The following is a 20,399-nucleotide window of genomic DNA, read 5'->3' as shown; positions in this document are numbered from 1 at the left end:
CCTGACGGCCCGGGGTGTGGACAGGCCGGCCGAGGAGGGTGAGCAGGTCCTTCGGGCCCCGGACTGGTGAGGAACCGTGGTCGGAAGCGGTCGTCCTGGACAAACGTCCGGGCTGCCCTCGGCCGACGCGGCAACGACATGGGCGGGCGCGAGAGGCGGCATGCCTACGCCCCGTCAGCAGGCGTTTTACGACCACATCCGCGAGACCGCTCGCGGTGGTGCTGAGCCCGCGCCCGAGGCGGAGCAACTCGCGAAGCTCTCCGAGATCCGCTCCAGGGCGACATCTCCGACGACGAGTTCCGGCGACCCAAGGAGAAGATCCTCCACTGACTGCCGCACGAGCGCCGGCGCGCGATCGTGCAGGGGCGTGACCTCAGAGCCGAAGCCCCGCCCTTCCCGTGTGCCGGATCTCCTCAGCTCAGGCCGCCTCTGCGGCAACCTGACCGTTGTGGACGGCGTCGACGAGTACCTGGTGGTCGCGCTCGTTCTGGTCGGCGTAGCGCTCGGCGAACGTCACCAGCGCCCGGTCGAAGGAGTCGCCGCCGCCCAGATAGGAGGCGATGGCGATCCGGTCGCCGGACCTCGCATGGGCGCGGGCGAGGGTCGCGCCGCAGAGCGCGCCGAAGGTACGCATACCCCGCGGCACCATGTCCTCGGCCACCACGACCCCCTTCCAGTCCCGCAGCTGCCGTACGTAGAAGTCCCGCCGTCGGCCGTCGATCCCTTCGGCCCGTTCCCAGCCCAGGAAGATGTCGCTGGTGGCCTGCATGAGCCGCTGGCCGGAGACGACCCGCTCGCCCTGCGACCGGAACGCGCTGCCCCCGACGTAGGGCGCCAGCACCGACTCGTCGGCCTCCTTGGCCTGGAGGAACAGCGGGTCCTCGTCGTCCCTGCCCAGCAGGAGCACGATCCAGCAGCGGGTCCCCACACTGCCCACGCCGACCACTTTGCGCGCGATGTCGGCCACCCGGTACTGCTCCAGAAGGAAGCGCCGGTCCGACGGCAGGGTCTGGCCGTAACGCTCGACCAGCCGACGGATCTGCTGCGCCGGATTGTCGCGCTGAGCATCCGGCATGAGGTCCTGAAGCGGAGTGATAAGGGGCGGGTCAGGGGTGATGACGCGCTTGCCGTCGGCGACGTGGGTCAGTTTGTCGAAGACCTGGAGGGTGTCGTGCGAACGGGCCTTCGCCGTGGCCTGCGCCCAGCGGTCTCGGCCCCGCGCGGACAGGTCCGCCCCGAACCGTTCGCGTATCCGGTCCACGTCGAACTGGGCATACCAGACGGCCAGGTTGCCGACTCCGGCGAAAGCGCGCATGTCCTCTCGATAGGACCTCACGGTCGACCGTACGATCCTGGCCCTCTCCTTGGTACTGAAGCCGTTCAGCCGGCCGGCGATCACGAAACTGGCGGCCAGGCGCTTGACATCCCACTCCCAGGGGCCCGGCAGCGTCTCGTCGAAATCGTTGATGTCGAACATGAGGCGGCGCTCGGGCGAGGCCAGCAGCCGGAAGTTCAGCATGTGCGCGTCGCCGCACAACTGCGCGGTGAATCCCGTCCGCGGCGTGTCCGCGAGGTCGGAGGCCATGATGGCGGCTGCCCCCCGGTAGAAGCGGAAGGGCGACTCGGTCATCCTGCCGTAGCGGATCGGTACGAGTTCGGGCAACCGGGTCGCCGACTGCTTCTCGATGATCTCCAACGGGTCCGGCCGCTTCGGTCCGGGGGCGAACTCCGCGTGACTACTACGGGGTACGGTCGCCCGCGCCGCCTTGCCGAGTGAGGCCCGCTCCTGCGGTGTGTGGTCCCGTATCCAGTATCCGTCCAGGTGGTTTGGGGTCATGGTGCCGCTCCAAGGGGTGGTCGGCGGGGCCCACAGCGTCGGCGACGGCGGTCAGTGAGGATCGACCGCTCCATACGGTCGCCGTGCCCGGAGCGTGCTCCGATCTCGCCGAGCCCGTAAGAAATAACCAGCTAAAGTACAATATATCTTGGTTCGGTACTGCTAGCGGCTCGGAGCATCGATCGCCCGGTTCCCACGCGACGGCTTTCCTTGGCCATACGTCAGGAAGCTTCGGCTGCAGGGAAGTCGGGATAGGGTGCGGAGCCCGCGTCCAGCAACTCACGTATCGCGAAGCCCACCAGCACGATCACCGCGGTCCACGATCGCGGCCCCGGGCCACCGCTTGTAGCGGTGCACGAACCGCCCGACCGCCCCCGGGCGAAGCCTCCCGACATCGCCACGTCACGCAGGCCGCCGAGCTCCTGCGACAGCCCTCACGTACTCCGGACCGTGACGACCGACAGCAGCGAGAGCAAGGCCGCGAAGAGGATCAGCAGGACCGAGCCCGTGGACCGGAACCGGTGATGCCGTACCGTCGGCGGCCGGGCGACGCTCTCCTGGGCGAGCGGCGTGGTCCGATGCTGCGATGGTCCGTGAACACGTACGACTGCCGGCTGACGCGAGCATGCTCAGCAGGGGTACGCGCCCAGGGCCTGTTCCGCGTCGGCCCGAGCGTGCCGCCGACAACCTGGCGATGCCTACCCGATCGCATACGGCGACCTGAGCCGTTGGTCGGGATGCGAGGCGGTTCCACCCGTTGGATGGTGGAGTCATGGACCATCACCACCAGCAGTCCCATCGGACGATCGACATCAATACCCGGCTCGTCAGGATCGGCGCCGTGCTCACCGCGGCCGGTGCCGTGGTGGCGAGCGCCGGCATGGCAATCGGGGCCTTGGCTGTGTTCACGGCAGGCCGGCGCATGATCCGCGACATGGACGTGCCCCCGACCCAGCAGGCGGCCGCGAAGTGGCAGCAGGCCAAAGAGGCGTCGCGAGCGGGTATGCGGGCGTGGCAGTCCGCGTCCGACGCCCAGAACGGTTCGCTCGCCCGCTAGTCCGGCGAAGCCTCTCACCCATCGGGTCCCCGGCCCGGTGGGGCGGCGACGTGGACGGGCGGGGTCTCTCAGCCCCGTTCGTCGGGTCCGGTGGGTCAATTTCGGGTCAGGGGAATGATCACCTCGTCCTCGACCGGCGGGTCGATCTCCTGGGCGAGGTTGCCGGTGGCCGCGAAGCAGCGCAGACGCACCGCCTCCGGAGTGACGTCCAGCCGCAGGAAGCACTTGAAGAACGGCGGGCTGTACGTCGCCGAGCTCGGCGAGAACAGCTGCGTGTAGATCTTGCGCACCGGGAGGCGGAACCGCGAGGTGCGGTCGGGGCGACCGCCTGCGCCGAGGAGGCTTGCGACCAGGCGGGTGCGGAAGGTGACGCGGGCCGGCTCGCCCGGCAGGCGCGTGGGTGGGATGCCGAGGCGCTCGGCGATCACCGCGGTGGCCTCGACCTCGGTGAGGGTGAAGAAGCGGCGCAGGCGCAGTCTGCGGCCGTAGAGCCTGCTGTAGAAGGCCAGGGAGTCGCCGCGCAGGGGATAGCAGCGGAAGTCCTTCTCGGTGACGTTCGCGATCGAGACCTGCGGGATGGTGTGCGTGGCGTGCATGAACGCGCCGCCGCCGCCCGAGACGACGTACTGGATGGTGCGGCCGTCCACGTCGACCGGATAGCGCTGGTAGTTGTGGATGTCGCCGCCTATCGCGGCGACGAAGTGGTGCCCCGGATCGCGCACGATGTCGTCGACCGTGCCGCCGCCCTCGATGGCGCAGGGGTGGTGCTCGCCGTCCACGTACAGGGGCGAACCCGTGATGAGGATCTTGGGGCGCGGGCCCCGGGAGACCTCGCGCAGCCAGTCCCCCTGTTCGGCGTCGATGGTCCCGAGCAGCCCGGTGTCTATGCCGATGATCCGCAACGGGCCGGCGTCGACGGCCCAGTACGGGCCCGGCTGGACCGCCTGTTGGGTCGGCTCCGCACGCAACCGACGTGCCTCGTCGAGGTGTTGGCCGTCCGCGGCCCGCGGTCGGTGCCACAGCAGGGAGCGCAGCCAGGCGCGGGTCAGGGGGCGGGGCGCGGGCTCGGGATCCAGGGGCGGGGCGTCGTCGCAGAAGACGCGCATGAAGGCGCCGAGATCCTCGTACCAGTCGTGGTTGCCGGGTATGGCGTAGATCGGCGCCGGATAGTCCCGGTAGGGCCGGAAGAACTTCGAGCCGTAGTCGTCCGCGCTGCCCACCGGGTAGATCACATCACTGGCGACGACCGCGAACCGGGTGTCCTGACTGATCTTCAGAAACCCTGGTACGACGGCGTACTGGGGATCGTCGCCCTCGCCGGTGTCGCCGATGACCATGAACGAGAAGCGCTCCGGATCCGCCCGCCGGATCACCTTGTCGGCGGGTGCGCCGGCCGCCGCGCGCTGGGCCACCCAGCGGCTTCGGGTACGGCCCGTGGGATCCCCGAACCAGGAGGCCACCACGCCGTTGCGGGCGGCCCACAGCGTCTTCGGGTTCAGCCACGAGATCTTCTCGACCTTGGACGGCATCAGCCGTTTGTACTCGCCGAGTTGGCTGGAGCCCCAGCCGGCGCCTTCGGCGGTATCGCGTGAGGAGTCAGACACCGGTGCACCGTAACAACGATCTAGAGTCGGCCGGAAAGGGGGAGTGCTGTACGGCAGCGACCCGACCGGACCTCACCGGATCCGGGTGGACTCCAGGGGGCGGTTCTCACCTGCGCGGGCCGTGCGGTGCCGCCCATTGCGGATCCTGCGGTGCGCGGGCGTGGATCACTCTGGCCTCCTGGTCCTTCCGGCCCTTCCCGCCCTTCTGGCCCTCCTGATCCTCTTGGCCCTCGAAGAGGGAGCCGGACGGCGGTGCGGTGCGCGCGGTCGAGGCGGAGGGGCGGTTCCAGTCGCCCTCGCCGAGCACCAGGAGCGGGTCGAACATGACCACCACTCCGGCCAGTAGCAGGAAGATCGCCGGTCCCAGGAGCATGGGCAGCAGCAGCGAGGTGGGCGAGTCACCCGCCCACGAGCCACCGGTCCTGTCGTGCACATGGACGCTGACCGCGGACATGCCCGTGTAGTGCATCCCCGTCACGGCGACGCCCATGATCAGACTGGCCCCGAGGCTCGTGACGAAGCCCCGGATCGTGACGGCGGCCCACAGGGCCGCGGTCGCCGCGACGATCGCGATGACGACGGAGAGCGCGACGGCGACGGCGTCGTACCGGATCGTCCCGTTGAGGTGCAGCGCCGCCATCCCCAGGTAGTGCATGGCCGCCACGCCGAGCCCGGTGATCACGCCCGCGAAGGACAGGTTCAGGGTGCTGGCCCCGCGATAGCCGACGATGAACACGCCGATGCCCACGACGACGATCGCCACTGCGAGGCTGAGGACCGTGAGTCCGGCGTCGTAGCGGACCCGGGTCTCCACGACCTGGAAGCCGATCATGGCGATGAAGTGCATCGTCCAGATGCCGCAGCCGATCGAGGCGGCGCCGAGCGCCAGCCAGCCCGCCTTCCACGACTGCGTGCTGAGCAGGGTGCGCACGATGCAGCGCAGCCCCAGAGCCCCTCCCAGGCACGCCATGAGATAGGCGGCGACCGGGGTCACCGCGCCGTAGCGGAACCCGTCGACCGTGCCTTCCATAAGCCAACTCCCCCCAGAGCCATGGCTGGTTGTGGAGGAAGGGTTACGGCTGGGGATCGGGTAAAGCAAGGCATTACCGGGGGTAAGCGATGAACTCACCGAGCGTGCTGTTGAACTTTAGTCACATGCAGGCGAGTTTCGGCCAAGCGGACGTCAGGGCCTCGCGGATGTGCCAGAGTTGAGCATTTTTCAGCATTCCCGCGGTACGCGTGATCCCGTTCGATGAGGAAAAGCGGTTGTCGGTTCGCCGTCGTTCGTGAACGATCCTGCCCCGTGACCACTCCTGGCGAAGAGCCGCCCGCCGCCGCCCGCCGCATCGCCCTGATCACCGGCGTGGGCCGCACCGCCGGTATCGGCGCCGGTATCGCGCGACGGCTGGCGGCCTCGGGGTGGGACATCGCGTTCACCTTCTGGAATCCCTACGACGCCCGCATGGCCTGGGGCGCCGAGCCCGGCGCGACCGAGGCGATCGGCAGGACCCTGTCCGAGCGGGGCGCGGCAACCGCCGCCATCGAGGCGGACCTCGCCGACCCCGGGACCCCGGCCCGGGTCTTCGACGAGACGGAGCGACGGCTCGGTCCCGTCACGGCGCTGGTGATGAGCCACTGCGAGTCGGTGGACTCCGGCCTGCTCGACACCACCGTCGAGAGCTTCGACCGGCACTTCGCCGTCAACACGCGCGCGACGTGGCTGCTCATCCGTGAGTTCGGCCGCCGCTTCACGGGGGAACGGGGCACCGGGCGGATCATCAGCCTCACCAGTGACCACACCGTCGGGAACCTGCCCTACGGCGCGAGCAAGGGGGCCATGGACCGCATCACCCTGGCCGCCGCCCACGAGCTAGCCCACCTCGGCGTGACCGCCAACGCCGTCAACCCCGGGCCCGTCGACACCGGTTGGATGACCGAGGAGGTCCGCGCGCACTGCCTCGGCGCCACGCCGCTCGGCCGCCTCGGCACTCCGCAGGACACCGCCCACCTGGTGGACTTCCTGTGCTCACGCGAGGGTCAGTGGGTCAACGGACAGCTGTTGCAGAGCAACGGGGGCTTTGCGTAAGGCTGTTCCGCGCGCCCGAGTTCCAGTCGGCCTTCGCGTCCGTCCGCGCCCCGGCCCCGTCGGCGCGGCATGTCACGCGAAGAACTCGCCCAGGAGCGGCGCCATCAGGGACGACCGCTGCATGAGGGCCATGTGCGTGGTGGCCGGCAGTACGGCCAACTGTGCCTCGGGGATCAGCTCTTGCATCTCCGCCGCGTGCTCCACGCGTACGAAGTCGCTGTCGCCGACGAGCAGCAGTGTGGGCGCCCGCAGTCCGCGAAGGTCGTCGGCGGTCCAGGGGAGCGGGGCGTGCGCGGCCGCCGAGACCTTGGCGAGGAAGTCCTGGAAGTGCTCGGGATGGGGTGCGACGGCCGCGTACGTGTCGGCCATCTCCTGGAAGTCGTCCTGGCTGGGCAGCCGGGGCGAGCTGTAGTCCGGGACGCGGACCTCGTCGTGGACGCCGTCCTGCGTGTACATGGTGGCGGCGAGCGCGAGCCGTCCGACGCGCCCAGGGTGCCGCACGGCGATCTCCAGCGCGGTCAGCCCGCCGAGGCTGAACCCGAGGAAGTCGGCCTGCCGGATGTCGAGTTCGTCGAGCAGCGCCACCACGTCCGACGCGAGATCCGGCACGGTCATCTCCCGGTCGGTGTCGGCGGTGTGGCCGTGCCCCTGCAGTTCGGGAGCCACGATGTGCCGGTCGGCGGCCAGCGTGGGCAGTACGGCGGAGAAGGTCAGACCGACGGTCAGGCCACCGCCGTGCAGCAGCACCAGCGGACGGCCTTCGCCGGGGGCGGTGCCGTGGGTCTCGAAGTACATCTCCAAGCCGTTGACCTTGGCGTAGGCGGAACTGTGCGGCACGGTCATCACATCCGTTCTGCGGAAGTCGTATGTGAGGAAGACCCTGCGCGGACGCGGAAGTCATCGGTGCGGTGTCACCCGGGTGGGACGGGCACCGGCCGCAGCACCATAAGGGTGCCCTCACGACCCGCGACCATGGCGAACGGAAACCGGTCGGCCTCCAGGCACAGGCGGACATCGTCCGGGTGGATCCCCGGATCTCCTCGCCGCGCACCCTGCGCCAGCCCGGCCGCCCAACGGGAGTCCCGCGCACGACGGAGATACGGTTCCGCCTCCACCTCGTCCGACTCGACGCGCCGCCCGATGTACTCGGCGCACGCGCGATCCTCCTCGGCCCGCCCCTCCTCGCCGGTGACGACGAACGTCACCTCTTCCGCACCACGCTCACGCAGACACCGGGCGGTCGCGCCGGCCACGACGAAACTCGCGCACAGCAGCAGCCGGGCGTCGGCCACCGCCAGGGCTCCCACCGTCCCCGCGGTCGTCTTCTGCACGATCGTGCGGCCGGAGAGGTCGTGCGTCGCCAGCATCGCCGGGGAGTTGAACGCGTCGAAGCCGGGCGCGGGCGGACCGTCCTTGAGGGCCAGCCAGTCCGGATGACGTGCCTTCAGTTCCAGTGCCTCGTCCTCCGAGGAGGCCAGGACGATCTTCTCGGCGCCACCGGCGAAGGCGTATGCGGCCACCGTGAAGGCGCGGAGGACATCGATGACGACAGCGACGGCGGGAGCCCGCGTCAACTCCTGGATTCCAAGAAAATGAGAGCGCACCCGGCACATACTGCCCCAGCTCAGCCGCACTCGCCCCGAAGTCGCAACGCCGGCCTCCGATCAGCAGCCCGAGCGGCGTCTCGCGGCCTTCAGCTCCTCCCATACTTGCCGGCGTCGGGCCGCGCGGCCCTGATCGAGGCCGGGGTTCCGGCGTCTGAGGTGCCCCGCCTGGAGCGGCTGATCGCCCCCGACAGCCTCGGCCCACGCGGCCCACGTGACCCACGCCGCGGCCGCCGCGTGCGGCTGCCGGAGAGGGAACTTCCGGCCAGTGGCCGCGAACCACCGTGCCCCTCATGACCGAGCGGTCAACTCCCCGCAGGCCGCTGGAGCTCGGCGAGTGTCAGTACGTGGCCGCCGATGCCCCAGCCGCCGTCGGTGACCTCCTCGACGAGGACGAGGGTGGTGGCGCGGGCGCGTTCGCCGTAGATGTCCACGTAGAGCTCGGTGGTGCGGGTGATGATCTGCTGCTTCTGCTCCTCGGTGAGGGTGCCGGCAGGGACCTTGAAGTTCGCGAACGGCATGAGAGTGCTGCTCCGTCTGTGTAGGTCGGCGAACGGTTTACGTACTCCACAGTCGTCCGGTGCGGGACGCAGAGCCAGGGCTGCGTCCACCCTGGGGTCGGCATCCCCTGGCTCCGCCGCCGCGTCGCACCTGATGATGGCGGGATGAACCTTGCCGAGCTCGCCGCGTTCCTGAGGTCCCGGCGCGACCGTGTACGGCCCTCCGACGTCGGCCTGCCCACTGGTCCGCGGCGCCGGGTTCCCGGCCTGCGACGCGAGGAGGTCGCCCAGTTGGCCGGCTTGTCGGCGGACTACTACACCGAACTCGAACGCGGAGGCGACGTCCAGCCCTCCGCGCAGGTGCTGGCCGCGCTCGCCCGGGCGCTGCGGCTCGGTGGCGACGAGCGCGACCATCTGTTCCACCTCGCGGACCGGCCCGTCCCCGCGGTGGCCCGGGGCTCGAACGCCCACGCCCAGCCGGCCCTGCTCGGCCTGCTCGACCGGCTCACCACGACACCCGCGCAGATCATCACCGACCTGCACGAGACCCTTGTCCAGAACGAACTCGCCGCCGCGCTGATCGGCCGCGCTGCCGCCCGCCGCGGCGCTGCCGGAAGCTTCGTCCACCGTTGGTTCACCGACCCCGGCTCGCGCACCATCTATCCCGCCGAAGACCACCCGCAGCACTCCAGGGCCTTCGTCGCCGACCTCCGGGCCGTCGCCGCCCGGCGGGGCCGCGACACGGAAGTTGCCGGGATGGTGGCCGATCTGCGGCGCCGCAGCGAGGAGTTCGCCGCCCTGTGGGACACCCATGACGTGGCCCTGCGGCGCACCGACCACAAGCGGATCGTCCACCCCACCCTGGGGGTCGTCGAAGTCGACTGCCACACCCTGTTCAGCGAGGACGGACGCCAGCGCCTGCTCTGGTTCAGTGCTCCGCCCGGCACCGAGGCCGCCGCCCAGCTGGACCTGCTCTCCGTCATCGGCACCCAGGACATGTCCGCGGACGGCGAGACCACACTGCGGTAGGCGGGCGTGCGCTCAGGCTCCGCCCAAAGGCAGCGCTGACCGGCGGCACACGACCCCCCCGGTCCGGACCGGTGTGCCGTGGCGGGACGTGGCGAACCCGCCGGATCGGCCGCTCCGACTTCGCAAGCTCCAGTCGCCCGGCAAGAGTCACGCCGACGCGCGATGGCTGCTCGCCTGTGCTCACCCGGCCGCCGGTCGCGGGCGTCCGAAGCGTGTTCCCGTCACGGCTTGCGAGCCAGCCCGCCGTGTTCGGCGACGGTCTCCGGGGTGGGGGAGGCGGGCTCCGGACGCCACTGTGTGACCGGGACGACGCCGGGTTCGAGGAGTTCCAGGCCGTCGAAGAACCGGGTGATCTCGTCGACGGTGCGCAGGATGTAGGGGACGGCGCCGCTGCTGTTGTAGGCGTTCTGGGCCTGTTCGAAGACCGGGTCGACGCCGAGTGAGCCGTCGTTGACGCAGAGGTGACTGCCCGAGGGGAGGGCGTCCATCAGCCGGGTGACGATCGAGCGGGCCTGATCGTGGTCGGCGATGTGTCCCAGGATGTTGCTGAGGATGAGCGCGACCGGTCGGCCGAGGTCCAGGGTCTCGGCGGCGGCCGTGAGGATGAGGTCCGGGTCCGTCGCGTCGGCCTGGATGTAGGCGGTGGCGCCTTCGCGGGTGGAGGTGAGCAGGGCGCGGGCGTGGGCCAGGACCATCGGGTCGTTGTCGACGTGGACGATCCGGGCGTCGGGGGCGATCCGCTGCGCGACCTCGTGGGTGTTCTGCGCGGTCGGAAGACCGGTGCCGACGTCGAGGAACTGCCGGATGCCCGCCTCGGAGACCAGATGGGTGATGGTGCGGCGCAGGAAGGCGCGGCTGCCGCGGGCGATCGTGACGATGCCGGGGAAGACGGCGGTGTAGGCGTCGCCGGCCGCCTGGTCGACGGGGTAGTTGTCCGTGCCGCCGAGCCAGTAGTTCCAGATGCGCGCGGAGTGCGGCACCGACGTGTCGATCTCCGGCTGCTGCGCTGGTTCGGGCGTCGTCAGCGGGTCGGTCATGAGGCGGGTCCGTCCTTCGGCCGAGGCGTCGGTCGTTCACGCCACAACCTATGTCCGAACTCCCGTCGCCCGCCTGCCGGTTCGGGGATCCCGGTCGGCCGGGATCCCCGTCGGATCCCGGACACGCCGACGCGGGGCAACGGCTCTCAGCCGCCGCGACGCACCTGGGCCGCCCTGCGGGCCTCGGCGAGCTTGCGGGCCTCACCGGCCTTGCGGGACTTGCCGCCGGTGCCGCGGGAGGCGTCCTTGCTGGTGCCCAGCCCGCGGAAGGGGGCGTTGGTGTTCTTGGGCCGGGGCACGGCGGGTCCGCGGTCGAGCGGGGTGCCTGCAGGAGCCTTGGCCCCGGTGATCCGGCTCAGTTCGGCGTCGCCCGAGCGCACCTTGGTGACGGTCGGCTCGATGCCGGCCTCGGCCATCAGACGGCTCGTCTCGCGGCGCTGTCCCGACAGCACCAGGGTGACGACCCTGCCGGACTCGCCCGCCCGGGCGGTTCGGCCCGCGCGGTGCAGATAGTCCTTGGCGTCGGTGGGCGGATCCACGTTGACCACGAGGTCCAGGTCGTCGACGTGCAGGCCACGGGCCGCGACGTTGGTGGCGACCAGGACGGTGACCTGCCCGTCCTTGAACTGGGCGAGGGTGCGGGTGCGCTGCGGCTGGGACTTGCCGCTGTGCAGGGCCGCGGCGTGCACACCGCTGGCCCGAAGGTGGCGGGTGAGCTGGTCGACACCGTGCTTGGTGTCGAGGAACAGCAGCACGCGGCCGTCGCGGGCGGCGATCTCCGTGGTGACGGCGTACCGGTCGGGGCCGTGCACGACCAGGACATGGTGATCCATCGTCGTGACGGCGCCCGCGGACGGGTCGACCGAGTGGACGACGGGGTCGTGGAGGTAGCTGCTGACCAGCTGGTCGACGTCGCGGTCCAGGGTGGCCGAGAACAGCATCCGCTGGCCGTCGGGCCGCACCTGGTCGAGCACCTCCGTGACCTGCGGCAGGAAGCCCATGTCGCACATCTGGTCGGCCTCGTCGAGGACGGTGATCCGCACCTGTCCCAGGCGGCAGGCCTTGCGCTCGACGAGATCGTGCAGCCGGCCGGGGGTGGCGACGACGACCTCGGCCCCCTCCCGCAGCGCGGCGATCTGCCGGCCGATCGACATGCCGCCGACGACCGCGGCCATCCGCAGCCGCAGGGCGTCGGCATACGGTGCCAGGGCCTCGGTGACCTGTTGGGCGAGCTCTCTGGTGGGCACCAGGATCAGCGCGAGGGGCTGCTTCGCCTCCGCACGCTGCCCGGCCGTCCGGACGAGCAGCGGGAGGCCGAATGCGAGGGTCTTGCCCGATCCGGTGCGCCCGCGACCCAGGACGTCACGTCCGGCGAGGGCGTCGGGCACCGTGGCCGCCTGGATCGGGAAGGGTTCGCGCACGTCGCGCTCGGTGAGGGTGCGCAGCACCTGGGCCGGGAGCGCCAGGTCCGCGAAGGAAACGGCAGGAGCCGCTGTGCCGCGATGGTCGGTGTGGTCCATGAAGAGCCTTCCGCAGAGGGGATGTACCGAGGAAGGCCCGGCAGGAAGTCATGAGCGCGCAAAGATTAGACGGTAACACAAAGTGATGGTGGGGTTCAGCCGCCCGGCTGCAATCGAACGTGCGTTTGTAGCCTCGTGGCCGCCCTCCGGCAGCTGAGTTTCCGGCCACGGCGTCCACTCCTGCCGGGTGCGGCCATCAGCCGATGGGCTCGACGCTCACGGGCAGGCCGCTGGACCGGCAAGTGCGGTTCCTGCGGCGCCACTTGGGCGTCGAGCCGACGAAGACCCCGGCCAACCGACCCCGTACGGCGCTCGTGATCAATACATCTAGAACGTGCGCTTGAGCAGGTCGAGCAGCGCCGCCCAGTGCCGCTCGTCGCCCTGGGGGTGGTACGAGGCGGTGTCGGCCTGGGTGAAACCGTGCGGGGCGCCGTCGTAGACCTCGCACCGGTGGCGGACCCCGGCCTCGGTGAGCGCGGCGGAGAGACGCTCGATCTGCTCCGGAGGCAGCGACGGGTCGTCGTCGGCGTGGCCGAAGTACAGCTCGGCGGTGATGCGCCCGGCCACCAGGTGCGGGCTGTCCGGAGCGTCGGTCGCCAGGCGCCCCCCGTGGAAACCGGCCGCCGCGGCCACCCGTTCCGGATAGGTGCCGGCGGTGAGCAGGGACAGTCGTGCGCCCATGCAGTAGCCGGTGAGAGCGACCGGGCCGTCGGCGACCTCGGGGCGCTCGGCCAGCCAACGCAGATACGCCCCGGCGTCCCGCATCGCGAGCTCGGGCGTCAGCGCCTGCATGACCGGCACGATCTTCTCGAAGATCTCCGGCCGCGCACCGGGGTCGATGAACTCGGGCAGCTCGAAGACCGGCGCGCGCCCGTGGCGGTAGAACACGTTGGGCACCAGGACGGTGTAGCCGGCCTCGGCGAGCCGGTCGGCCATCGACCGCAACTGCGGGCGCAGCCCGAAGGCGTCCTGGAAGACCAGAACGGCCGGCCGGGCCACGCCGTCACCCGGGTGGGCCAGATAGGCGTCGGCGATGCCGTCCTCGGTGGGGATGTCGACGGCGGTTCCCTGTACGGAGGTCATGGGGGGTGCCTCTCTGCGCGTGCGACGGCGAGCAGGTCGCCGACCCGGCGGAACCGGGCCGGGCACATGGTTGCACGCACCATTCAACTGGCCGTCGCAGCCCCCTCCCGCTTGGGAGCCGCTTTACTCGAACCGGCTGGTGTCACCCGCACCGTGCCGAACGATCTCCGCCTCGCCGCCCGAGAAGTCGATCACCGTCGTCGGTTCGGTGCCGCAGTCCCCGGAGTCGACGACCCCGTCCAGCACATGGTCGAGACGGTCCTTGATCTCCCAGCCCTGGGTCATCGGCTCCTCCTCGTCGGGCAGCAGCAGGGTGCTCGACAGCAGCGGCTCCCCGAGCTCGGCGAGCAGCGCCTGGGTGACGACGTGGTCGGGGATGCGGACGCCCACCGTCTTCTTCTTCGGGTGCTGGAGCATGCGCGGCACCTCCTTCGTCGCCGGGAGGATGAAGGTGTAACTGCCGGGTGTGGACGCCTTGATCGCCCGGAACACGTCCTTGTCGACCCGTACGAACTGGCCGAGCTGCGCGAAGTCCTGGCAGACCAGAGTGAAGTGGTGCCGGTCGTCCAGATGCCGGATGGTCCGGATCCGGTCGATGCCGTCACGGCTGCCCAGCCGGCACCCGAGCGCGTAACAGGAGTCCGTCGGATACGCGATCAGCGCGTCCGACCGGATGCTCTCAGCGATCTGGGAGATGGTGCGGGGTTGCGGGTTGTCGGGGTGCACGTCGAAGTACTTCGCCATCCGTCGAGCTTATGCGGTCGGCGTACGGCGGCGACGCAGGCCCGGGTGACGTCGAGCGGCGCCCCCGAGGCTCGCGCCGCCTTTCCCCTCCCTCAGTTGACCGTGTCCGGCCCAGCGCCCGGCCGCCGTACGTGGGGTAACGTCCCGAGCGGTATCCCGGAAAGGACGCGAACGGCGAGGAGAAGGGCGACGTGGCCGGTCAGGAGGGCGGGCTCGGAAGGAGCCCGGCGACGGGCGCCGGAACCCCGACCCCGACATGGGCGCAGGAACTCCTCGGCCAACTGCGACCGACGGGACGTGACGTCCGCCGGGTCGTCGCCTGGCTCGCGGAGACCGTGAACGGCACGGCCGCGCTCCAGGACGCCGGCGGCACCCTCGTCGCCGGAACCCCCATACCCCTGGACGCGAGCCTGGTCGCCGACATCCTCGCCGGACGCATCGCCTCCGCGGCCACGGCGGACGAGGGCGGCCACCTGCGTCTGGTCAGGGTCGAGCACCCGAACCCGGCATCCGCCGGAGCCGGAGTGCTCGCGGTGGCCCGCCCGGAACCCTTCGACCGGCGCACCTCGGACATCCTCACGCACACCGTCCAGGTCCTCGAACTCCTGCTGCGCGCCCGCGAGACGACCGAGGCCGGACGGCGCCTGAAACGGGCCACGTCCGATCTGCGCCTGGCGATACTCCAGTTGCTGATGGTGGAGGACACCGTGTCGGCGCGCCGCGTCGCCGCGGGGCTGTGGCCCGGCCTGCTCGACACCGACACGGCGTGCGTGTACGTCCTCGAAGGCGACCCCGCGGAACGCGACCGGCTCGTCGAGGAGTGCCTCGGCGTGACCGGCGACCGGGCCCTGGTGGTGCGCTGCCCGGCCATGGACGAGCACGTGATCATCGTGACCACGGGGGACGCGGCGGGCCAGGCCCTGCGCTCGCTCGTCGACCGCAACCCAGGCACCCTGCTCGGCGGCAGCTCCCGGCAGAGCCTGGCCCGGACCGCCACCGCCTACGGGCAGGCGGTCAGCGCCCTCGCCGTGGCGCGCGTACGACCGGACAAGGCGGCGCTGTACGCCGAACGCAACCGCCCCGAACGCCTCACGGACCCGGCCGCGCTGCGGGAGTGGACCGCCCGGCTGCTGCGCCCGCTCGACACCCTGCCGCACCACACGCGCGCCGAACTGCTCGTCACCACCCGCCTCGGCCTGGAGTTCACCGCCGTGAGCGCCGCCAAGGTTCTCGGCGTCAGCCGCAACACCGTCCGCGCCCGCATGGAGCGCGTCGAGTCCCTGCTGCGCACCGACTTCACCGACCTGACCGTGCGCGCCACCGTCCACCTGGCCCTGAGCACCCAGGTCAGCCTCGCCGACGGACAGGGCGATCACGGCGGCCCCCGGCGGAGCCGCGCCCGGCTGGGCGACCTGCTGACCGGCCCCGCGCTGCAGACCTGGGCCCGGGAGCTGCTGGGGCGCCTGGACAGCGACGCCCGCGACCTGCGCCGCACCCTGCGCAGCTGGATCGCCGTCGGCGGCAACGCGGAACGGGCCGCGCAGGCACTGGCCGTCCACGCGCAGACCGTCCGCGAACACGTCCGCAGCGCCGAACCGGTCCTCGAACGCCGGCTGATCGCCCCCGGCAGCGACCTCTACGAGGTGGTCCTGGCGCATCTGGCGACCGGCGAACTCGAACACCCCGCCCTGCTCCGGGACGATCCGGGCCATCCGGACGCACCTGTGCACGGGTGAGTCCTGTGCCGCGCACAGCGGGCATCGACGCGATTCACAAGGGTGCGCAGGTCACGTAGGTTCGATGCACCGCAGGGGGAACGACCGGAACGGGGGACCGGTCGCGCCCCCTGTGACGTTTCTCCGCGCAGCCGCTCCGTCGACGGCCCGAGGCGCGCGTCTCGTCTTCTCGTGTCCGGATTTCCCGCCCGGTGTGACTGACCCGCGCACAACGGGTACTCGTCCGGCTCCGGAACGACCACCGCTGGAGGAGGCCGGAATGACCAGCAGCACGGAGACCGGCGGCGCGACCGGCACGCCGGACAAGGACTACAACCTGATCTGGTATGTGGAGGCGTGCCTGAGCAACGCGCTGCGACTGGAGAGCTACATCCAGGACGCGGAACGCGGCAAGGACACCGAGGTCGCCGACCTGTTCCGCAAGGCCCAGGCGGACAGCCGCAAGGGCGCCGAGATCGGCAAGGAACTCCTGCGCGCCCGCCTGAACGGCGGTTGACCCGGTAGGTGCGGAAGGGCCGGACAGACGGGTGTCCGGCCCTTTCCTCGTGCGCGAGAACGTATTGCAGTCCGGATTCCGAGTGCTCCACGTCCCGGTCAAGCTGCCCGGGTCGAGACCGACGACGAGTAGAAGCGGTCGTCACCGACGACACGGTCATGGTTGCCCGGCGGTATGTCCTCATGTCCCGGCTCCACGGCGAGGACTCGCCCAGATCCGGGACCGCGTCCCGCGGGAGGACGGCGAGTGGCTCGTCACCGGGACCGGCACGGTGCTCGCGGTACTTCCACCACCTCCTCGACCCGGCCCCGCTCGACGACGTCCTCGGCGCCGGTGAGTGCGTGCGGGAGTTGTGAGCGCCGGAGAGAGGATCGCTCGAAGTGCCGGCGACTCCGCGCCCTCGGTACGCGCGGCGACTGAAGAGCCGTGACCGAACTTCCGTACCCCGGGGCGTAGTCGTATGCCGAACGGAGACGGAGAGGCGCGTGCCGCGACGAGGACACCATCGTCGGAACACCGTGCTGCGACTGGGCACCCTCGTCGGGAGCCTCGCACTGGTCACGGCCTGCGGCGGAGGCGAGGACGACACCGCCAAGACGCGGCAGCCGTCGAAGAGCCCCGCCGCGCCCGCCGGCGGCATCGTGGCGCCGGCCAGGATCGAGGTGATCGCCGGGCTGGCCGGCTGCAAGGCCGAGATCCGTACCGAGGCGGACGAACTGCGCGAGGGACTGTGCCACTCGCAGCAGGCCGATTACCGCATCACCACCTTCCCGGCGGAGAAGTACAAGGAGGAGTGGCTCGACGCGGCCAGTGTCTACGGGGGCGAGTACCTCGTGGGCCCGCGCTGGGTGATCAGCGCCGAGGCGGAGCACCTGGAAGAAGTCCGGAACAGGCTCGGCGGGACCATACGGCAGCTGCGGGGAACCTCATAGGTTCTCCGCCCGGGGGCGCGCCCCCGGCAGACCACGCCCTCAGGCGACGAGCGCGGAGACCGGCTATGGGGGAGACGGGTCACGCTGCCCGAAGGAGGAGTTCCCGCAGGGCCTTGGCCACCTCCGCCGGCGTCTCCTCCGCCATGAAGTGGCCGCAGGAGACGGTCGTATGACGCAGGTCGTCGGCCCAGGCCTCCCACAGGGCGGTGGCCTCGTAGCCGAGCGCGGCGCCCCAGTCCTGCTGGAGCACGGTCACCGGCATGCCCAGCCGGTTTCCCGCGGCCCGGTCGGCCTCGTCGTGCTCGACGTCGACGCCCGCGGAGGCGCGGTAGTCGGCGACGATCGACGGCACCGCCTCGCGGCAGGCCCGCAGGTACTCGGCACGGACCCCCGTGGGGATCGCGTCGGGCCGGTTCGCCCACACGTCGAGGAAGTGGCCGAAGAACGCGTCCGCGCTCGCGGAGATCATCCGCTCGGCGAGACCGGGCGGCTGGGCCATGAGGTAGAGGTGGAAGGCGATCGCCGCCGACGTGCCGTGCAGGGCGTCCCACATGTCGAGCGTCGGCAGGACGTCCAGACAGGCCAGGTGGGAGACCGCGTCCGGATGGTCGAGGCCCGCGCGGAAGGCCACCAGCGCGCCCCGGTCGTGCCCGGCCAGCGCGAACCGGGGATGTCCCAGCCGACGCGCCAGGGTGACGACGTCGGCGGCCATGGTCCGCTTGGCATAGGTGTGGGGGCCGTCCTCGCGCGGCTTGTCGCTGTCGCCGTAGCCGCGCAGGTCGGGGCAGATCACGGTGTGGTCGGCCGCCAGGTCCGCCGCGACATGGCGCCACATCAGGTGGGTCTGCGGGAAGCCGTGCAGCAGGACGAGGGGTGAACCGGTCCCTCCTACGGCCACATGCAGGGACACGTCCTCGGCGACGGACACGCGCTGGTACTCGAATCCGGCGATGGTGGGTTTCACGGCGGAGCTCTCTTCGGTCGTACGGCGGGTGGCAGGCATCGGCGTCCGGGCCCGGTGGTGCCGATGACCCCAGCGTCCGGGGAGCGAATGAGCAACGGATGAACGCGTGTACGTTGAGGTACGTGCGCGTGGTCGAGTTCGGAGTCCTGGGGGCCGTGGCCGCCTGGGGCGAGAGCGGGGAACCGCTCGCCCTCAAGGGCCCGAGGCACCGCGCCGTGCTGGCCCGCCTCCTCGTCGCCCGCCGCAAGGTCGTGCCCCTTCCCCGCCTGGTGGAGGATCTGTGGGGAGGGAACCCGCCGGCGGACGCGGTCGGCACCGTCCGGACCTTCGTCGCCGGGCTGCGGCGCGCGCTGGAACCCGAGCGGCCCCGCCGGACCCTGTCCCGCCTCCTCGTCACCGAAGGCCCCGGCTACGCCCTGCGCACGGACCCCGCTCACGTCGACGCCTGGCGGTTCGAGCACACCGTCGCCGCCTCGTCGAACCTGCCTCCCGCGCAGGCGGTGCCCCGCCTGACCGAGGCTCTGGAGCTGTGGCGCGGCCCCGCCTACGCCGACTTCACCGAAGAACCCTGGGCCCGTGCGGAACGCTCCCGGCTCACCGAGCTCCGGCTGGCCACGGTCGAACGCCGGGCCGAGGCCCAGCTCGCGCTCGGTGCCGCCGCCGACGCGGCGGCGGACCTCGACGCCCACGTGGCCGAGCACCCCTGGCGAGAGGATGCCTGGCAGCTGCTCGCGCTCGCCCTGTACCGCTCCGGGCGCCAGGCCGACGCCCTGGCCGTCCTGCGGCGCGCCCGCCGGTTGCTGCGCGAGCACCTCGGCGTGGAGCCGGGCCCGCGGTTGAACCGCACCGAACAGGACATCCTGCGGCACGCCGACCACCTGGACCCCGGCCCCTCGGACACGGCCGCGCAGGTCTGGGCCGAGGCCTCCGCGTCGTACGCGAGCATGGTCCCGTTGCGGGCACGCACCCGTCTGGAATCGACCGCGGTGCTCATGCGCGACCTCGCCGTCACCGGGGGCGGGGGACTGGAGGCGGCACGACGGCACCGCGCCGCAGCCGTGGCGGCGGCCGAACAGCTGGGCGACCCGGAGCTGACGGCCCGCGTCATCGGCGTCTACGACGTGCCCGCCGTCTGGACCCGCTCCGACGACTCGGCCCAGGCCGACCGGCTGGTGGGCGCCGCGGAACGCACCTTGCGCCGCCTGGCGCCGGGCACGCACGAGTCGGCAAGGGCACGGCTCCTGGCCACCGTGGCGGTGGAGTCGCGCGGCACCCTCCCCGGCGGGACACGCGCCCGCCAGGCGGCCCATCAGGCCGTGGCCGGCGCACGGCGGCTCAACGACGCCAACCTGCTCGTCTTCGCCCTCAACGGGCTGTTCATGCAGACCTTCGAACGAGCCGGACTCGCCCCCCGGCGGGGCGGGATCGGCGCGGAGATCACCGAAGTGGCCGCACAGCACGGCCTGTTCACCTACGAGGTCCTCGGCCGGCTGATCCGGCTGCAGGCCCACTGCGCGACCGCCGACTTCACGGCCGCCGACGGGCACGCGGCCGCCGCCGACGCGCTCGCCGACCGCCACGAACTGCCTCTCGTCGCCGTCTTCACCACGTGGTACCGCGCACTGCGCACCGCGGCGACAGAGCCCCCGCACCTCGGCGAGTCCGCGTACCGGGAGGCCGCCAAGTCCCTTGCAGGCGCGGGCATGCCCGGCCTGGAACACGGGCTGCTGCCCCTCGCCCTGCTGTGCCTCCGGCTGCACCACGGCCTCCCCGTTACCGCCGACCCCGACACCGACTGGGGCCCCTACGAACCCTGGGTGCGCCCCCTGTTGCTGCTCGCCGAGGGACGCGACCAGGACGCCGTACGCCTGTTGGCCGGCATCCCCTCCCCGCCCGGGGACCTGCTGTACGAGGCGCTGTGGAGTCTGCTCGCCCGCGCGGCCATCCAGGTGGGCGACCGTGCGCTGATGCGGCGTGCTCGGAGTGCGCTCGAACCCGCGCGAGGCGAACTCGCGGGCGCCGCGAGCGGCTTGCTCACCGCGGGTCCGGTCGCGGACCACCTGGACGCACTGGCTGCCGCGTTCACAGTGCACGCATCTTGACCTTGGTCGAGCCGCAGGCTTAGCGTTCGGGCGTCCGCAGTGATTGAAACGATTCAATATCGACTTTG

General features: G+C 71.3%; 18 protein-coding genes. 7 read left to right on the top strand and 11 right to left on the bottom strand.

From position 1 onward, the window contains the following. Positions 1 to 418: 418 nt before the first annotated feature. A complete protein-coding gene (locus tag ABZT02_RS12675) occupies positions 419 to 1,837 on the bottom strand; it encodes a DUF2252 domain-containing protein (protein WP_356016993.1) in 1,419 nt (472 codons plus the stop codon). A 772-nt stretch (positions 1,838 to 2,609) separates the two neighbouring features. On the opposite strand from ABZT02_RS12675, the gene ABZT02_RS12670 reads away from it, so the two are divergent. Then, entirely contained in the window at positions 2,610 to 2,894 is a 285-nt protein-coding gene (locus ABZT02_RS12670) for a hypothetical protein (RefSeq protein WP_356016991.1), read from the top strand. Between the two features lie 95 nt (positions 2,895 to 2,989). Here ABZT02_RS12670 and ABZT02_RS12665 read toward each other — a convergent pair whose 3' ends face one another. Both ABZT02_RS12665 and ABZT02_RS12660 read right to left on the bottom strand, forming a co-directional pair. Continuing rightward, complete coding sequence (locus ABZT02_RS12665; RefSeq protein ID WP_356016989.1) at positions 2,990 to 4,498, bottom strand: metallophosphoesterase; 1,509 nt, start codon at positions 4,496 to 4,498, stop codon at positions 2,990 to 2,992. Between the two features lie 106 nt (positions 4,499 to 4,604). Next, positions 4,605 to 5,528, bottom strand: a complete 924-nt coding sequence (locus ABZT02_RS12660; RefSeq protein WP_356016987.1) for an MHYT domain-containing protein — start codon at positions 5,526 to 5,528, stop codon at positions 4,605 to 4,607. Between the two features lie 273 nt (positions 5,529 to 5,801). Here ABZT02_RS12660 and ABZT02_RS12655 point away from each other — a divergent pair, with 273 nt between their 5' ends. Beyond that, positions 5,802 to 6,584, top strand: coding sequence for an SDR family oxidoreductase (locus ABZT02_RS12655; RefSeq protein WP_356016985.1), 783 nt, complete (start codon positions 5,802 to 5,804; stop codon positions 6,582 to 6,584). Positions 6,585 to 6,656: 72 nt separating this feature from the next. Here ABZT02_RS12655 and ABZT02_RS12650 read toward each other — a convergent pair whose 3' ends face one another. From ABZT02_RS12650 to ABZT02_RS12640, 3 genes are all read right to left on the bottom strand, one after another. Beyond that, entirely contained in the window at positions 6,657 to 7,427 is a 771-nt protein-coding gene (locus ABZT02_RS12650; protein ID WP_356016983.1) for an alpha/beta fold hydrolase, read from the bottom strand. Between the two features lie 68 nt (positions 7,428 to 7,495). Then, the gene (locus tag ABZT02_RS12645; protein ID WP_356016981.1) at positions 7,496 to 8,188 is read right to left on the bottom strand and encodes a 2-phosphosulfolactate phosphatase; all 693 of its coding nucleotides are present in this window, start codon (positions 8,186 to 8,188) and stop codon (positions 7,496 to 7,498) included. Positions 8,189 to 8,493: 305 nt separating this feature from the next. Then, complete coding sequence (locus ABZT02_RS12640) at positions 8,494 to 8,709, bottom strand: 4-oxalocrotonate tautomerase family protein (protein WP_356016979.1); 216 nt, start codon at positions 8,707 to 8,709, stop codon at positions 8,494 to 8,496. 144 nt (positions 8,710 to 8,853) lie between these two features. On the opposite strand from ABZT02_RS12640, the gene ABZT02_RS12635 reads away from it, so the two are divergent. Then, on the top strand, positions 8,854 to 9,717 hold the full coding sequence (locus tag ABZT02_RS12635; protein WP_356016977.1) for a helix-turn-helix transcriptional regulator: 864 nt from the start codon (positions 8,854 to 8,856) through the stop codon (positions 9,715 to 9,717). A gap of 221 nt (positions 9,718 to 9,938) precedes the next feature. Here the strand turns inward: ABZT02_RS12635 and ABZT02_RS12630 are convergent, their stop codons facing one another. The 4 genes from ABZT02_RS12630 to ABZT02_RS12615 all read right to left on the bottom strand — a co-directional run bounded on the left by ABZT02_RS12630 (position 9,939) and on the right by ABZT02_RS12615 (position 14,101). Further along, a complete protein-coding gene (locus ABZT02_RS12630; protein ID WP_356016975.1) occupies positions 9,939 to 10,754 on the bottom strand; it encodes an SAM-dependent methyltransferase in 816 nt (271 codons plus the stop codon). Between the two features lie 146 nt (positions 10,755 to 10,900). Then, positions 10,901 to 12,274 (bottom strand): DEAD/DEAH box helicase, encoded by a 1,374-nt coding sequence (locus ABZT02_RS12625; protein ID WP_356016973.1) that lies wholly within the window; start codon positions 12,272 to 12,274, stop codon positions 10,901 to 10,903. 327 nt (positions 12,275 to 12,601) lie between these two features. After that, the gene (locus ABZT02_RS12620; protein WP_356016971.1) at positions 12,602 to 13,357 is read right to left on the bottom strand and encodes a dienelactone hydrolase family protein; all 756 of its coding nucleotides are present in this window, start codon (positions 13,355 to 13,357) and stop codon (positions 12,602 to 12,604) included. A 123-nt stretch (positions 13,358 to 13,480) separates the two neighbouring features. After that, the gene (locus ABZT02_RS12615; RefSeq protein WP_020120131.1) at positions 13,481 to 14,101 is read right to left on the bottom strand and encodes an L-threonylcarbamoyladenylate synthase; all 621 of its coding nucleotides are present in this window, start codon (positions 14,099 to 14,101) and stop codon (positions 13,481 to 13,483) included. Between the two features lie 191 nt (positions 14,102 to 14,292). On the opposite strand from ABZT02_RS12615, the gene ABZT02_RS12610 reads away from it, so the two are divergent. From ABZT02_RS12610 to ABZT02_RS12600, 3 genes are all read left to right on the top strand, one after another. Beyond that, positions 14,293 to 15,837 carry a helix-turn-helix domain-containing protein gene (locus ABZT02_RS12610; RefSeq protein ID WP_356016968.1) on the top strand — a complete coding sequence of 515 codons (1,545 nt, stop codon included), beginning with the start codon at positions 14,293 to 14,295 and terminating at the stop codon, positions 15,835 to 15,837. Positions 15,838 to 16,096: 259 nt separating this feature from the next. After that, positions 16,097 to 16,333 (top strand): hypothetical protein, encoded by a 237-nt coding sequence (locus ABZT02_RS12605; RefSeq protein WP_123758600.1) that lies wholly within the window; start codon positions 16,097 to 16,099, stop codon positions 16,331 to 16,333. Positions 16,334 to 16,854: 521 nt separating this feature from the next. Beyond that, the gene (locus tag ABZT02_RS12600) at positions 16,855 to 17,265 is read left to right on the top strand and encodes a hypothetical protein (RefSeq protein ID WP_356017141.1); all 411 of its coding nucleotides are present in this window, start codon (positions 16,855 to 16,857) and stop codon (positions 17,263 to 17,265) included. 79 nt (positions 17,266 to 17,344) lie between these two features. Here the strand turns inward: ABZT02_RS12600 and ABZT02_RS12595 are convergent, their stop codons facing one another. Further along, the gene (locus tag ABZT02_RS12595; RefSeq protein WP_356016966.1) at positions 17,345 to 18,229 is read right to left on the bottom strand and encodes an alpha/beta hydrolase; all 885 of its coding nucleotides are present in this window, start codon (positions 18,227 to 18,229) and stop codon (positions 17,345 to 17,347) included. 122 nt (positions 18,230 to 18,351) lie between these two features. Between ABZT02_RS12595 and ABZT02_RS12590 the strand changes: the two genes are divergently transcribed. Next, positions 18,352 to 20,331: a BTAD domain-containing putative transcriptional regulator gene (locus ABZT02_RS12590; RefSeq protein ID WP_356016964.1), complete on the top strand. Its 1,980-nt coding sequence runs from the start codon at positions 18,352 to 18,354 to the stop codon at positions 20,329 to 20,331. The last annotated feature ends 68 nt before the right edge of the window (positions 20,332 to 20,399 follow it).

Source organism: Streptomyces sp. NPDC005402 (assembly GCF_040606575.1).
Lineage (GTDB): Bacteria > Actinomycetota > Actinomycetes > Streptomycetales > Streptomycetaceae > Streptomyces.
The sequence above is the reverse complement of the archived record's forward strand: the minus strand, read 5'-3'. Positions and strand labels throughout refer to the sequence as shown.

Bases quoted from the DNA above. Each gene is read 5' to 3' on its own strand.
- ABZT02_RS12675 (WP_356016993.1), bottom strand. From the start codon at position 1,837: ATGACCCCAAACCACCTGGACGGATACTGGATACGGGACCACACACCG.
- ABZT02_RS12670 (WP_356016991.1), top strand. From the start codon at position 2,610: ATGGACCATCACCACCAGCAGTCCCATCGGACGATCGACATCAATACC.
- ABZT02_RS12660 (WP_356016987.1), bottom strand. From the start codon at position 5,528: ATGGAAGGCACGGTCGACGGGTTCCGCTACGGCGCGGTGACCCCGGTC.
- ABZT02_RS12650 (WP_356016983.1), bottom strand. From the start codon at position 7,427: ATGACCGTGCCGCACAGTTCCGCCTACGCCAAGGTCAACGGCTTGGAG.
- ABZT02_RS12640 (WP_356016979.1), bottom strand. From the start codon at position 8,709: ATGCCGTTCGCGAACTTCAAGGTCCCTGCCGGCACCCTCACCGAGGAG.
- ABZT02_RS12635 (WP_356016977.1), top strand. From the start codon at position 8,854: ATGAACCTTGCCGAGCTCGCCGCGTTCCTGAGGTCCCGGCGCGACCGT.
- ABZT02_RS12630 (WP_356016975.1), bottom strand. From the start codon at position 10,754: ATGACCGACCCGCTGACGACGCCCGAACCAGCGCAGCAGCCGGAGATC.
- ABZT02_RS12625 (WP_356016973.1), bottom strand. From the start codon at position 12,274: ATGGACCACACCGACCATCGCGGCACAGCGGCTCCTGCCGTTTCCTTC.
- ABZT02_RS12620 (WP_356016971.1), bottom strand. From the start codon at position 13,357: ATGACCTCCGTACAGGGAACCGCCGTCGACATCCCCACCGAGGACGGC.
- ABZT02_RS12615 (WP_020120131.1), bottom strand. From the start codon at position 14,101: ATGGCGAAGTACTTCGACGTGCACCCCGACAACCCGCAACCCCGCACC.
- ABZT02_RS12605 (WP_123758600.1), top strand. From the start codon at position 16,097: ATGACCAGCAGCACGGAGACCGGCGGCGCGACCGGCACGCCGGACAAG.